General features: G+C 57.8%; 11 protein-coding genes and 1 pseudogene. All 12 read right to left on the reverse strand.

Annotated elements, in window-relative coordinates; all coding sequences use genetic code 11:
- Positions 1-318: 318 nt before the first annotated feature.
- Positions 319-849 (reverse strand): annotated as a pseudogene (locus tag ABJM11_RS22585) (DNA translocase FtsK 4TM domain-containing protein); the annotation flags it as partial.
- Positions 850-855: 6 nt separating this feature from the next.
- A complete protein-coding gene (locus tag ABJM11_RS20950; protein WP_348295298.1) occupies positions 856-2,097 on the reverse strand; it encodes an O-succinylhomoserine sulfhydrylase in 1,242 nt (413 codons plus the stop codon).
- Between the two features lie 30 nt (positions 2,098-2,127).
- Positions 2,128-3,651, reverse strand: a complete 1,524-nt coding sequence (purF, locus tag ABJM11_RS20955) for an amidophosphoribosyltransferase (protein ID WP_348295299.1) — start codon at positions 3,649-3,651, stop codon at positions 2,128-2,130.
- Positions 3,652-3,686: 35 nt separating this feature from the next.
- The gene (locus ABJM11_RS20960) at positions 3,687-4,256 is read right to left on the reverse strand and encodes a CvpA family protein (RefSeq protein WP_348295300.1); all 570 of its coding nucleotides are present in this window, start codon (positions 4,254-4,256) and stop codon (positions 3,687-3,689) included.
- Positions 4,257-4,351: 95 nt separating this feature from the next.
- A complete protein-coding gene (locus tag ABJM11_RS20965) occupies positions 4,352-4,987 on the reverse strand; it encodes an SPOR domain-containing protein (protein WP_348295301.1) in 636 nt (211 codons plus the stop codon).
- A 121-nt stretch (positions 4,988-5,108) separates the two neighbouring features.
- Complete coding sequence (gene folC / locus ABJM11_RS20970) at positions 5,109-6,422, reverse strand: bifunctional tetrahydrofolate synthase/dihydrofolate synthase (RefSeq protein WP_348295302.1); 1,314 nt, start codon at positions 6,420-6,422, stop codon at positions 5,109-5,111.
- The gene (gene accD / locus ABJM11_RS20975) at positions 6,406-7,332 is read right to left on the reverse strand and encodes an acetyl-CoA carboxylase, carboxyltransferase subunit beta (protein WP_348295303.1); all 927 of its coding nucleotides are present in this window, start codon (positions 7,330-7,332) and stop codon (positions 6,406-6,408) included. Before accD ends, folC begins: the two co-directional genes overlap by 17 nt.
- Positions 7,333-7,373: 41 nt before the next feature.
- A complete protein-coding gene (trpA, locus tag ABJM11_RS20980) occupies positions 7,374-8,186 on the reverse strand; it encodes a tryptophan synthase subunit alpha (protein ID WP_348295304.1) in 813 nt (270 codons plus the stop codon).
- 18 nt (positions 8,187-8,204) lie between these two features.
- Positions 8,205-9,413 carry a tryptophan synthase subunit beta gene (gene trpB, locus ABJM11_RS20985; RefSeq protein ID WP_407070029.1) on the reverse strand — a complete coding sequence of 403 codons (1,209 nt, stop codon included), beginning with the start codon at positions 9,411-9,413 and terminating at the stop codon, positions 8,205-8,207.
- Positions 9,406-10,035, reverse strand: a complete 630-nt coding sequence (locus tag ABJM11_RS20990; protein WP_348295306.1) for a phosphoribosylanthranilate isomerase — start codon at positions 10,033-10,035, stop codon at positions 9,406-9,408. The genes trpB and ABJM11_RS20990 overlap by 8 nt, the downstream gene beginning before the upstream one ends.
- A gap of 7 nt (positions 10,036-10,042) precedes the next feature.
- Positions 10,043-10,939, reverse strand: coding sequence for a tRNA pseudouridine(38-40) synthase TruA (gene truA, locus ABJM11_RS20995; protein WP_348295307.1), 897 nt, complete (start codon positions 10,937-10,939; stop codon positions 10,043-10,045).
- Positions 10,940-11,044: 105 nt separating this feature from the next.
- A complete protein-coding gene (locus ABJM11_RS21000) occupies positions 11,045-14,293 on the reverse strand; it encodes a FimV/HubP family polar landmark protein (protein WP_348295308.1) in 3,249 nt (1,082 codons plus the stop codon).
- Positions 14,294-14,299: the final 6 nt, after the last annotated feature.

Here is a 14,299-nt window from a genome sequence, read left to right on the forward strand (position 1 = left end):
CACCGCCGTGGGCCTGGATTTTTCCTTGCGGGGACCAAGGCCCAGCAGGCGCCTCCACCAGGACGCACCACCAGCACGCTTATTGCCAGCCGACGCCGCAACCTTATCCTGCACGACAGGAGGTTCTGCAGGCTTCCTCGCAGCAGGTGCTTTAGGGGCAGCGGGGGCTGCCGGTTTCGGCGCGTTCGACGGAGCAGGTTTCTTGCCAGCCGATGAAAACAGGCTCTTGATGCTGTTGGCGGCGCGCAGGGTCAGCTTGCCCAACTGATCCATCAGCCAGAACCAGGACAACCCCGTACTCACCGTCAACGCAAACAGGAATATGGAAATCAGCAACAGCGTCGTAGCGGGCAGATTGAAGAAGCGCACCATAGCTTCCGAAACGGCAGCCCCCAGCACGCCGCCGGACGTAACCCCGAGGCCGAACACGGAATACAGCGACAACAGGCTGGTTGCTGACAACAGGATCAGCAAAAATCCGCCGAACCGCACCATGAACAGCGGCATGTGCATGTCAATGGGATCATTCCGACGACGGATGAGCATAAGCGCGTAAGCCGCGATCATCACCGGAAACAGGAACGCAACGTGACCAAAGAAATCGCGCAGGAGGCTTGCGAGCCACGCACCCGTGCGACCGGCATAATTCTGCACACTGGTTTCATGACCTATGCTGGCCCAACCCGGGTCGGCAGGGCTGAAGGTCACCAGCGCCATCCCCAGATAAATACACAGCGCAATCAGTGCGATCACCGCCCCTTCCCGGGCCCCCTGGGCCAGAAAGCGACGGAATCGCAACTGTTTGTCTGTCAACTCTTCTGATCTTTTTGCTTTTGCGCTCTCAGCCATGAATGCTCAGACAGTTCCCTGACGGTAATTTTCAAGAATCTCAAACCCACGCTGCAAGTCGGTTTTGATATCCCCAACAGCTTCAATACCTACCGAGATCCGAACCAGGTTTTCGGTAATGCCCGCCTGTTCCTTGTCTTCCGGAGACAGACGGCCATGAGTAGTGGTGGCCGGATGTGTAATGGTTGTTTTGACATCGCCGAGATTGGCGGTGATGGAAATCATCCGGGTTGCATCGATGAACGCCCAGGCCTGCTCTCTTCCGCCCTTTACGGTAAACGAGAGCACCCCACCGAACCCGCTCTGCTGGCGGCTTGCCAGATCATGCTGTGGATGGTCCGGCAAGCCGGCGTAGAATACCCGGTCCACAGTGCCCTGCCCTTTCAACCACTTGGCCAACTCTAACGCATTGTCACAATGGGCGCGCATACGGATTGGTAAGGTTTCCAGCCCCTTGAGAAAAACCCACGCATTGAACGGGCTCATGGTGGGCCCGGCGGAACGCAGAAACCCGTAGACTTCTTCCATCAGCTTGTCGGGGCCAACCACCACACCGCCAACACAACGCCCCTGGCCGTCCAGATACTTGGTGGCGGAATGAATAATGATATCGGCACCATGCTCAAACGGGCGCTGAAGAACCGGTGTACAAAAGCAGTTGTCCACCACAAAAAGCGCATCATTGTCATGGGAGAGTTTCGCCAGGGCCGCCATATCCGCGACCTCGCACAGCGGGTTGGAGGGTGTTTCGATGAAAATCATCCGGGTTTCCGGACGCACCGCCGACTGCCATTGAGCCTTGTCGGTGAGGCCTACAAAGCTGGTCTTCACGCCGAATTTGGCCAGATATTTCTGGAACAAAACGTTGGTGGTACCAAACACGCCCCGCGAGCAGATCACGTGATCACCGGATTGCAGCAACGCCATGCAGGTAGCAAGTATAGCCGCCATGCCTGACGATGTGGCCACGGCCCGCTCACCGCCTTCCATCGCGGCAATCCTGGCTTCAAATGCCTGTACGGTCGGATTGGTGAAACGGGAATAGATATTGCCTGGCTCTTCGCCTCCGAACCGCGCTGCAGCCTGGGCGGCGCTGCCGTAAACAAAGCTGGACGTGGGGAAAATCGCGTCACTGTGTTCAAGCTGGCCAGTACGGATCTGCCCGGCACGGACCGCGAGAGTGTCCACCGACATGCCCTCAAGATCCGACTCAGGGATCAGGACGTGCTCTTCGCGGCGGTAGGTCATGACATACTCCTGTTTTCGACCATGCTCTGGTCAGTCTTCATCGTTATACAGATCAATAATACCGTTATCGCAAGAATCTCCGGAACCGGACTCGAAGCGATTTTCATCGTTCCGGGCAGCTTCAAGTTTGTTGAGATAGGCGGCGTCCACATCCCCGGTGATGTAATTGCCGGTGAACACCGAGCACTCCCAGCCTTCGATGTCGGGATTCACATCGCTGACGCAGGTGATCAGGTCTTCAAGGTCCTGATACAGCAACCAGTCGGCCCCGATCAACTCGCCGATCTCCTCAACGCTGCGATCGTGAGCGATCAGTTCATTGACCGACGGCATATCAATGCCATAAACATTGGGATACCGGACCGGTGGCGCCGCGGAGGCAAAATAGACTTTGCGGGCACCGGCATCCCGCGCCATCTGGACAATCTCCTTACAGGTGGTGCCGCGTACAATGGAATCGTCCACCAGCATAACGTTCTTGCCCCGGAACTCGAGATCAATCGGGTTCAGCTTCTGGCGCACGGATTTCTTGCGCATTTTCTGGCCGGGCATGATGAAGGTGCGGCCAATGTACCGATTCTTGATGAATCCTTCCCGGAACTTCACGCCGAGCCTGTGCGCCATCTGCATCGCGGAGGTGCGGCTGGTATCCGGTATCGGCATCACAACGTCAATATCATGATCCGGGCGCTCCCGCAGGACCTTCTCCGCCAGGGTCTCGCCCATTCTGAGACGTGCCTTGTAGACCGATACCTGATCAATGATTGAATCCGGCCGCGCGAAATACACATGTTCGAATACGCAGGGAAACAGGTGGGGCTCCTCGGCGCACTGCTGGGTGTACAAGGTGCCATCCGTTTCAATGTAGACCGCCTCGCCCGGAGCGATATCCCGTACCAGTTTGAATCCGGCCGCGCTCAGGGCCACGCTTTCAGAGGCAATCATGTACTCCTCACCGTCTTCAGTCTTGCGTACGCCATAACAGGCCGGGCGAATGCCATTGGGGTCGCGAAACCCAACGATGCCGTAACCGGTAATCATTGCGATCACTGCGTAAGCGCCGCGACAGCGTTTATGCACGGCACGCACGGCGGCAAAGATCTCTTCCTTTGTCGGGTCGAGTTTACCCAGCTTTTGCAGTTCATGGGCAAACACGTTCAGCAGTACTTCCGAATCCGAGTTGGTATTGATGTGGCGCAGATCAGTCCGGAAGAGATCATTGCTGAGATCGTCGGCGTTTGTCAGGTTGCCGTTATGGGCCAGGGTAATACCGTAGGGGCTGTTGACATAGAAGGGTTGCGCCTCGGCTGAGCTGGAGCTGCCGGCGGTAGGGTAACGGACATGGCCAATACCCACGTTGCCCACCAGTCGGCGCATATGGCGTGTACGGAAGACATCCCGCACCAATCCGTTGTCCTTGCGAAGGTAAAAACGCTCATCCTGAAAAGTAACAATACCCGCTGCATCCTGGCCCCGGTGCTGTAATACGGTCAGCGCATCGTAAAGCGACTGATTCACGTTGGAAGTACTGACTATGCCGACAATGCCACACATGGATACGGTAATCTCCGAAGCGTTAAAACTGAATGTTAGCGAGACGCGGAAGCAGGTTCCACGTTATCTTCCGGTTGCGATACTGAGGAGTCGTCCGTGCCTCCACCTGCGGGCCCGAGAAAGCGCGCGAATTCATCTCCCAGGGTTCTTCTTGACCAGTCCTCCACCACGGCCAGACGGTCAATCATCACAGAGGTGCGCCACCAGGTGTCTTCCGCAAGGGGGGTATAACGGGTGAAGGCGATCGCAACGATCACCACCACGAGGCCCCGCAACAGACCAAAACCCATACCCAGCACCCGATCGGTCGCCGACAGGCCCGTAGCCCGGACAAGATGACCTATCAGGTTGTTGATGATGGCCCCAACGATCAGGGTGGCGAAAAACAGGATGGCAAACGCCGCGATCAGTCGAACCAGCGGCGTCTCGACGGTGCCCTCGAGAAGAGACTGCATCTGGGGATGGAACGTCCGGGCAATAATGAACGCACCCACCCAAGTTATCAGTGAAAGCGCCTCCTTGATGAAGCCACGCTTGAGACTGATAAGAGTAGAAACAGTGATCAGGGCAATGATGACCCAGTCGATCCAGATCAGCGCATCCATGAAAAACCCGGTGGAGAAAAGGAAGCGCGAATTCTATCAGGAAACCTCACCTGACCAAACCGTCCATTACGCAATCCTGAACGCAGTTGGCTGCCCTACCTGTCGCCAGAGGTTACCAGGCTATTGAGGCCGAACGCTTTGTCGAGAACCTGCTTTGCTTTTTCGGCTTCCGTTTTCTCGGCAAAGGGACCACTGAAAACCCGGGTCAGCTCGGCGTCGCCACGGGTCACTTGCTGGAGGTGGGAGTTGTAACCCTTGTCACGAACCTTGTTCCGCAGGTTTCTGGCATTATCCGCACTGCCAAAACTGCCCAGCTGAACCACCCAGGCACCTTCCAGCGAACGGGTAAACTCAGCGGAGTCTTCCTCGCTGACCGGTGGTTCTTCCGGTTCAGGCTCACTGGTTTCCTGGCGAGCCACCGCAGGCTCCTCAACCGTAGGAGCTGGCTCGGGTGCGTCGGCCTCAGGGGCCTGCTGCGGCGCCCCTTCAAAGGACGGCTCCGGTACAACCGGCTGTTGTTCACCATTAGCGGACTCTTCAAGGCGGTAGGCTGGCGCATCAGCCACCTCGGGCTCCGGTGCTTCAACCTCCGGGAATGGGGGTTCCTCGGGAATTTTGATGGAAGTGGATTCGCGTTCGGAGTGTGGCTCATCAAACATCATCGGCACAAAGATAACGGCAAGCGACACCAGCACAAGCGCCCCGATGATTCTTTGCTTCAGTCCATCCACGTTACGTTATCCCCTGTTAATTCAAGACTCGCGACAATTTACCCAATATGAGCCCGATAGTAACCGCCACCTGTTGAGAACTCAAAGGCTCATGCCAGGCATGACGGATATTTAAGATGCATTATGTCCTCAGAGCTTCCCGGGCCGCCGCAACCGTATAGAACGATCCGAACACGATAATCAGGTCGTCCGCGTCCGCATCCGCCAGAGCCTGCTCGAGGGCCTCCCCGACCGACAAGAAAAGTGTTGGCGACTGCTCCCCGAGGACACCCTTCAAGCGAACCGCCAGTTCCTGGCAACTCAACCCCCTGGGAACAGTCAGCCCCCCAAGGTGCCAATGATCAACAGCCCCAATCATGGCGCCGGCAACCCCTTCTACATCCTTGTCCGTCAATGCCCCATAGATGGCGATGACACGCCCGGACGAGTGTCGCTGGCGGCCGATCCTGTTGGCCAACCAGGCCGCTGCATGAGGATTATGGCCGACATCGGCAATCACCCGGGGCGATGATCTCAAGACCTCAAAACGCCCCGGCAGGGTAAGACCCGCAAGCAGATGCTCAATAGCTGGCAGACCCAGGCCCGGTTCAAGCTGACGAACGGCAACAACCGCCGCAGCCAGACTATGCACGGGAAGCCCCGTATCCGGGAGTCTTACCTCATCACCATAGCGTGCCTGCCTGAGGATGAACCCGTAACCCCCATCGCCGCCTTCTGACGGCACCAACTGATAGGTCTCACCCGGGCGCTCAAGGTGAACCTTCTGGGCGGCCACCTGCTGAAGCACGGAGGCAGGTGGGTCGATATCCGCATAGATCGCATTAATGCCCGGGCGCAGTATGCCCGCCTTCTCAAAGCCGATCACCTCACGGTTGTCCCCGAGAAATGACACATGATCAATATCCACGGAGGTAATGATGGCCAGGTCGGGGTCCAGCACATTCACCGCATCCAATCGGCCGCCGAGACCTACCTCGAGAACCCAGTCATCGACGCCGGCTTCCTGAAACAAAACGAACGCAGCCAGGGTGCCAAACTCGAAATAGGTCAGCGTCGTGGTACCTCGGGCCGCCTCAACCTGCTCGAACGCGCGGACGAGACTCTCATCCGTCACATTCTTACCATTGATCCGGACACGCTCATTGTAATGCTGCAGATGTGGCGAGGTGTAGGCGCCGGTGGACCGGCCGGCCGCGATCAGCAGTTGTTCGAGCGCCGCGACAGCGCTGCCCTTGCCGTTGGTGCCACCAACAGTAATGATCCGCGCCGTCGGATTTCGGCGAAACAGTCGCCGCAAAACCAGAAGCACACGGTCAAGGCCAAGATCGATTTCTGCGGGGTGAATGGATTCCAGATAACCAAGCCACTGCTCAAGGGTGGCTCCAGTGCCCGGCACATTCGATTGCCGGGCACTGGAATCATTCTGCGGGGACATCGCTTTCCGGTCGCTCCGAAACCTCAAATTCGATCGGTGCTTCCGTGGCCGGCTTTTCCAGGCCGGTGAACTTGGCCAGAAGCGCCGCAATACGTTCACGCATCTGGTGACGATGCAGAATCATGTCAATGGCGCCGTGCTCCAGGAGGAACTCGCTGCGCTGGAAACCTTCCGGCAGCTTTTCACGGACCGTCTGCTCGATAACGCGTGGGCCGGCAAAGCCAATCAGCGCATAGGGCTCGGCAATATTGAGGTCACCCAGCATGGCCAGGCTGGCGGAAACGCCACCAAACACCGGGTCCGTCATTACCGAAATATAGGGTATGCCTTCCTGCTTCATGCGCTCCAGTACCGCCGCTGTCTTGGACATCTGCATCAGCGACAGGATGGCTTCCTGCATTCGCGCACCACCACTGGCAGAGAAACACACCAGGGGAATCCGCTCTTCCAGGCACAAGTTGGCAGCCTGGACAAACTTTTCACCCACTACCTGGCCCATGGAGCCGCCAAGGAAGTTGAATTCGAAAGCCACTGCAACCAATGGTGTCTCCAGACAGGTGCCACGCATGGCCACAAGGGCGTCTTTCTCCCCGGTCGCCTTCTGGTTCTGGGTCAGTCTGTCCTTGTAGCGTTTACTGTCCTTGAACTTCAGACGATCCCAGGGTTCAAGATCAGCCGCGATTTCCTGGCGGCCGTCCTTGTCCAGAAAAACGTCCAGCCGGCGGCGAGCTGTTATCCGCAGGTGATGCTGACATTTCGGACAAACATCCAGATTCTTGTCGAGCTCCGGTTTGTAGAGAAACGCCCCGCATTTCGGGCATTTCTTCCAGAGGCCTTCGGGAACTCCGGTCCGTTGCTTGGATTCCGAGCGGATCTTGCTCGGCATGATCTTGTCCAGCCAGTTACTCATGATCTCATCCTGTCCTTTGATGCCTGCCGGATACCTGTCTGTCAGGAGGCCAGGCTGTCCAGTGCTTCGCGCATCGGGTGAAGCAGATCTGACAACGCCCGCTTGAGCTGATCAGGATCTGCCTGATTCCGGGCTATTGTATCCACCAGCACACTGCCGACAATTACACCATCGGATACCCGCCCGACAGCGGCCGCCGTAGCTGCATCGCGAATACCGAAGCCGACACCTACCGGAAGTGCGGTCAGTTCGTGAATATGAGCGACTTTCGCGGCAACTTCATCCACATCAATTTTGCCGGCTCCGGTAACACCCTTGAATGAAACATAGTACACATAGCCGGAACTGTGCTCACTGATTGCACGAATCCGGTCATCGGTGGTGGTCGGCGCCAGCAGAAATATCGCATCCAGGTTGCGCGCAGTGAACAGTGGCGCCACCTCGTCCGCCTCTTCCGGTGGCAGATCGACGGTGAGTATGCCATCAACCCCCGCATCGACGGCCGCATCAGCAAACTTTTCCTGACCCATGGCTTCCATGGGGTTGAGATAGCCCATCAACACCACAGGCGTTGCATCGTCTTTCTCACGGAAGGTTTTGACCATGGCCAGTACCTGGCGAAGGGACGTTCCATGCTTGAGTGCCCGCTCACAGGCCTGCTGGATCACCGGGCCATCCGCCATCGGATCGGAGAAAGGGACACCCAGTTCAATAATGTCCGCGCCCGCACCCACCAACGTATGCATCAGGTCAACGGTCAGATCCGGGTGCGGATCGCCGGCGGTAATATAAGGAATCAGTGCCTTGCGACCCTGCCCTTTCAGGGCTTTCAGAACCCCTTCGATTCGACTCATGCCAGCTCCTTTGCTGTATTAAACCTCAATACCATCTATTTCGGCGATGGTCTGCATATCCTTGTCGCCACGTCCGGAAATGTTAATCACGACCACCTTGTCCTTATCCATGGAAGCGGCAAGTTTGATCGCGTAGGCAACCGCGTGGGCCGTTTCCAGTGCCGGCATGATGCCCTCGACGCGGGTAAGCTTGCGGAAGCCATCCAGTGCCTCATCGTCGGTTACTGACACGTAGTGTGCGCGACCGATATCCTTGAGCCAGCTGTGCTCCGGACCCACGCCCGGATAATCCAGGCCAGCGCTGACTGAGTGTGTGCCGGCGATCTGGCCGTTTTCATCTTCCATCAGGTAGGTCCGGTTACCATGCAGAACACCCGGCCGGCCGGCGCTCAGTGGTGCCGCGTGCTGGCCGGTATCGATGCCAAGACCACCGGCTTCCACACCGTACAATTCAACGCTTTCGTCGGTCAGGAACGGATAGAACATACCAATCGCGTTAGAGCCACCGCCGACACAGGCAACCAGCGCGCCCGGCAGTTTTCCGGTGCGCTCCAGACACTGCTCCCGGGTCTCACGACCAATCACTGACTGGAAGTCACGTACCAGCAACGGATAAGGGTGAGGCCCGGCCACAGTACCGATGATGTAAAAGGTATCGTCAACATTCGCTACCCAATCACGCATGGCGTCGTTCATGGCGTCCTTGAGGGTGCGGGTGCCACTGGTGACTGAATGAACCTCGGCCCCCAGAAGCTTCATCCGATAAACGTTCGGGGACTGACGTCTGATGTCTTCCTCGCCCATGAAAATGTGGCATTCCAGCCCCAGGCGGGCACAGACAGTGGCCGTCGCCACCCCATGCTGACCGGCTCCGGTTTCGGCAATCACCCGTTTCTTGCCAAGAAAACGCGCCAGCAACGCCTGCCCGATGGTGTTGTTAACCTTGTGGGCGCCAGTGTGATTCAGATCTTCGCGCTTGAGCCAGATCTGGGCACCTCCGGTTTCCCGAGTGAGTCGCTCCGCAAAATACAACGGGCTTGGACGGCCCACATAGTGCGCCAGATCCCTGTCGAACTCGGCCTGGAATTCCGGGTCGTCCTTGAGCCTTTTGTATTCCCGCTCAAGGGTCAGCAGCGAATCAAACAGGGTTTCGGAAACAAATCTGCCTCCGTAGGCACCGAAGTGGCCCCGTGCATCCGGAAGCGCCTTGAGCATTTCTTCAGTCAGTTTCATCGACACGGTGAACCTCGTTTATAAAATCAGTGATTTTTTCGTCGTCTTTGATGCCTTTGCTGCTCTCTACACCACCACTGACATCAACCGCCCAGGGCCGAACCTCCGCAACCGCGCGAAATACGTTATCAGAAGCCAGCCCCCCGGCCAATATCAACGGCATAGGGCGGGTTTGCGGAATCAACGACCAGTTGAAGGCCAGCCCCGTTCCACCATATTTATCCGGGTCCCAGGCGTCTACCAGCAGGCCACTGGCCATCCGGTAATCGCGGAAGGCATTTTCAATGTCCGAGCTTTGTCGCACCCTTACGGCCTTGATCCAGCGTACCCCGAAACTGCTGCAGAACGCCGGGGTTTCATCGCCGTGAAACTGCAGCAAGTCCAGAGGTACCTGCTCCAATACATCATTTACGTACTCCGCCTCAGGGTTCACGAACAGACCTGTAGCCGAGACAAACGGAGGCACAGCACTGAGCAGCTCCCGAGCGGTTTCCGGTGAAACGTACCTGGGGCTGGGCTCGTAGAACACAAAGCCTATGGCATCCGCTCCCGCCCTGGCGGCGGCAAGCACGTCCTGTTTCCGGGTAACCCCACAGATTTTCACTCGGGTTCTCATAAGGCGATTATCGCTGCTTTCGATGTATGTGCGTCGGGTTTCGCGGCCGGTTTTCAGCCCGGCTGAACCAGGGAGCCACAAAACCCGGGCCACAGAGCGCTGCGGGAATCGAAAATATCTCCGGATACCCCACATCCACCAGGTACAATCCATGCGGTGGCGCTGTCACGCCCGCTGCCGTCCTGTCCCTGGTTTCAAGTATCTCACGAATCCATTCCGGGTGCTGCTTCCCGGCTCCGACGGCCATTAGTGCTCCGGCGATGTTACGAACCATGTGGTGCAGGAACGCATTGGCCTGCACATCAATTACGACGAATTCTTCCTTTCGGGTTACGCTGATTGCTTCAAGAAACCGGACGGGCGATCTGGACTGGCAACCCGCAGCACGAAATGAAGAGAAATCGTGCTCTCCCCGCAGGAACTGGGCCGCCTTGTGCATCACCTCAGTATCCAGTGGGCGGAAGGTCCAGCTCACCTGGCCGTTGAGGATGCCTGGCCGCACAGGATGATTGTAAATCACGTACCGGTAACGCCGGTAGGTTGCCGAGAATCGTGCATGAAAATCACCAATACCACTGCCGGCCCAATGCACGGCAATATCCGGGGGCAGTGAGGTATTGATACCCATGACCCACGAGCGGGGGTTGCGTATCGAAGGGGTTTCGAAATGGGCAATCTGATAGCTGGCGTGAACGCCCGCATCCGTGCGGCCGGCACAGACAAGTTCAACATCGTGGTCCGCGACTTTTGAAACAGCACGGGTCAACTCGCCCTGTACAGAGCGTACACCGGACTTCTGGTACTGCCAGCCGTGAAATCCCCGGCCGTCGTACTCAAAGGCGAGCGCGACGCGCCCTGCCCCGATCGAGCTATCGGTGGTCAGTGGTTGCGATGAAAGAAACAATGGTTATCCGGATTTCGGTGCTGATAACAAAGCAAAACGCCGGCGTTTGGTCCGGGCTTGGCCCGGTAGCCGGCGTTTTGCGCTTCTGGTCCTGATTATAGCGAATCAGGAAAGATTTTTAAGGAGATCCTGCGCTTCCGCTTTCTGCTCCTCATTTCCTTCCAGCGCGACTTCCTCAAGGATGTCGCGGGCGCCGTCCACATCACCCATTTCAACATAGGCTCTGGCAAGATCCAGTTTGGTTGACGCCTCATCGGTTCCTGACAGGAAGTCAAAGTCATCATCGTCGCCCAGATCAGACTCGTCGATTTCAGCCGTCCGTGACGTCGCTGCCGTGGAAGCAACCGGAGGCTCCTCTTCCGCATCGTCACCCAGTTCAGGCAGTTCGTCCTCAACGGCTTCCGCACCAGCAACCGTTTCTTCGGGGCCCGCCGGTTCTTCGTCGCTCAGAGCGTCTTCAAGACCCAGCTCTTCATCGAGTGATGCCGCCTCGTCTTCCCCTTCCAGGCTCTCGACATTATCAACACCCTCGGTTCTTTCGATGCCTTCAGCACTGTAATCCGTACCTGCGGTATCGCCAGAATCGGCAAACTCTTCCATCAGCGCGAGGTCCTCGTCGGAAACATCAAGTTCGAGGTCATCCAGATCGTTTTCATCGCCTTCCGCAGACGCATCGTCGTCGCCGGCCACCTTGTCCAGTTCAGCGTCGAGTTCGTCGAGGAAAGACTCATCCAGCGAGTCGAGATCGCCTTCCTGCAAATCCTCTTCATCGAGACCAAGTGACTCGAACTCGTCCGCGTTTTCATCTGCCGGTGCTGGCTCACTCTCGTTGATGCCTGCATCCGACTCAAGGTCCTCGAGCTCAAGGCCCAGATCCTCATCATCGCTGGCTTTGACTGCCTCGTCGGCCGACTCGTCTTCCAGGGTGAAGTCGAAAGCATTGTCCGCCAGCTCATCAGTCTCGGCGCTCTGCAAGCTCTCCTCCTCAGGTGCATCCTTTTCGTCACCTGACGAGTCGATGCCCGACAGATCATACTCGATCAGGTCATCCGGACCAGCCGCTTTTTCAGTACCCGCTTCTTGCGGCTCATCGGGGTCGAGTTCGGAGAAGTCCGTTTCCAGGCTGCCAAATTCGTCCTCTTCCTCTTCGCCCGGACGGGCCTCGTAGCGGTCTGACGCGAATTCATCGGAAAGGCCGTCCTCATCGGATGCATCCACCCTTGCCCCGGTCGACTCGGCGCCGGTTTCAAACGAATCGGACCTCAGTTGCGACTCCAGGTCATCAATGCTTGGCATTGACTCCGCCTCTTCAAGGCGCGACCGCAGATCATGGGCCTCAGCGATGGCTTCGTCATCACCCAGCGCCTCAACCTCACCCAGTTGCTTCTCGAACGAAGCCCGGTCCTGAGTATCTGCATAAACGCCAAGGAGTTTCAGCCGGAGATCGGTGCGGCTTGGCTCGCGGGAAATAGCTGTTTCCAGTGACTGAGCAGCCTGGTCCATGCGGCCGTAGGCAATATAGGCGTCAGCTTCCGCCAGGGGATCCCCTTCAGGGCTCGCTGCGCCTTCTTCGTCGTCCAGCGTCAGATCAAAGGTATCAGTGTCGCCCTCGGTTTCCCCGTTGAGCTGTTCGTAGAACGCCTTTTCACGATTGGCATTGCGACGGGCCAGTAGCAGCAAAAGCAGCAACAGGATGACCAGGCCACCGCCCAGGGCGATCTGGTACATGGGGTTGTTGGTGATGGCACTGATCACATTGTCCGGGAAACCCTTGTCGGGCTGCACCGGTGTAGTGGTTGGCTGCTGGCTGGGCTGCTGCGAAGATGGCGCTGCAGTTTCTGCGTCTTCTTCACGCTCGTCATCTGCTGTCGGGTCGTCAGTACCGGTCGCGGCCAGGTCTTCTTCCTCCATGCCGCTCTCGTCAACGGTGGCTGGAGACTCTTCGTCGGTCACTGTCGGCTCTTCACCAACTTCAGAGGGTTCTCCATCGACCGCTGACGGCTCTCCACTCACTGCTGAAGGCTCTCCACCGAGCGCTGATGGCTCTGCGTCTTCGTCGGCAAGCGCAAGCCGATCATCACTCGCATCATCGGCGGCACCGGCACCGGCATCGGCGGCCTGCTGCCCTTCTGCATCGGTAGTCTCGCCTTCAGCGTCATCCGCTGCCTGTCCTGCAAGCGCTTCGTCATCAGGTGACTCGACAGGCTGCTGGCCATCCTCTTCGCCTCCGGCCTGCTGCATCTCCGCAAGCTGCGTATTCTTCAGTTCCAGCAACCGCTGAAGTGTTTCTACCTGCTCCTGAAGATCATCTACACGGCCCGTAAGTTCGTCGTTCTCACGACGGGCGCTTTCCAGCTCTTCCATCGCAATGGCAGAACCGGCATCCACACCACCTGCAGTGTCACCGTCTCCACCTGCCGAACCGCCTTCGTCAGCATTGCGCGAATTGCTTTCCTCGCTGGCAAGCAACCTCAGTTCGTCCCCGCGGGCTTCACCCTGAGCAGCCTGCCCAGAGGCCACGCCGGTATCAGCAGCATCGTCAGTAGCATCAACCGTTCGTTCCGGTCGCGAGAATGCTTCATTCTGAAGTGCCACCTGCCGGTTAGCTTCAGCCCCGGAACGGCTGCGAATGTCATTGATGTCTGGAACCCGGAGTACCTCACCGCGTTTGAGACGGTTGATATTGCCCCCGATGAACGCGTCCGGATTGGCATCCTGCAACGCGAGCATCACCTGCTGAATAGAGACACTGCTATCAGGACGAACGCTGGCGGCAATGTTCCATAGGGTGTCGGAAGGACCAGTGGGACCGAAGGTACGCGAGCGCTGCGTGGCAGTGCGTCCAGGCTCCTGCACCGTTGTCCGGGCCTGCGGCCGGGACTGCTGGCCAGACGGCTGCGCAGCCTGGCGAGTGGAAGGTGCAGTGATCTGTTCCTGCACACCGGATTCCTCAGCGTAAACCGGCGGATCAACCAGAACGGCGTATTCACGCATCAGGCGACCATTGGGCCAGGTTACTTCCAGCAGGAAATTGAGATAGGGCTCCCGCAAGGGCTCACGGGACGATACGGTCACCACCAGGTTCCCGTCGCTGGCTGTGGTGACCCGAAAATTCAGTTTGGTAAGGAAATAGTTCCGGTCGATACCTACCCGTTCATAGGCCGATTCGGGAGCGATGTTTACAAACACATCACCAGGGTCAACGCCCTGGCTTTTACGCAGATTGATCTCCGCGTCCAGAGGCTCATTCAGATAGGACTGTAATTCAATTGCTCCCAGACCCAGGGCCTGTGCGACGCCGGAACCGAGCCCTCCCGCCAGAGCCAGAGCAACCGCAAGCTTGCGTACCTTCATGCTTTT

This window comes from Marinobacter sp. (assembly GCF_039977835.1).
In the GTDB taxonomy this organism is placed as follows: Bacteria; Pseudomonadota; Gammaproteobacteria; order Pseudomonadales; family Oleiphilaceae; genus Marinobacter.

Coding starts and splice junctions, on each gene's coding strand:
- ABJM11_RS20950 (WP_348295298.1), bottom strand. CDS start 2,097: ATGACCTACCGCCGCGAAGAGCACGTCCTGATCCCTGAGTCGGATCTT.
- purF (WP_348295299.1), bottom strand. CDS start 3,651: ATGTGTGGCATTGTCGGCATAGTCAGTACTTCCAACGTGAATCAGTCG.
- ABJM11_RS20960 (WP_348295300.1), bottom strand. CDS start 4,256: ATGGATGCGCTGATCTGGATCGACTGGGTCATCATTGCCCTGATCACT.
- folC (WP_348295302.1), bottom strand. CDS start 6,422: ATGTCCCCGCAGAATGATTCCAGTGCCCGGCAATCGAATGTGCCGGGC.
- accD (WP_348295303.1), bottom strand. CDS start 7,332: ATGAGTAACTGGCTGGACAAGATCATGCCGAGCAAGATCCGCTCGGAA.
- trpA (WP_348295304.1), bottom strand. CDS start 8,186: ATGAGTCGAATCGAAGGGGTTCTGAAAGCCCTGAAAGGGCAGGGTCGC.
- ABJM11_RS20990 (WP_348295306.1), bottom strand. CDS start 10,035: ATGAGAACCCGAGTGAAAATCTGTGGGGTTACCCGGAAACAGGACGTG.
- ABJM11_RS21000 (WP_348295308.1), bottom strand. CDS start 14,293: ATGAAGGTACGCAAGCTTGCGGTTGCTCTGGCTCTGGCGGGAGGGCTC.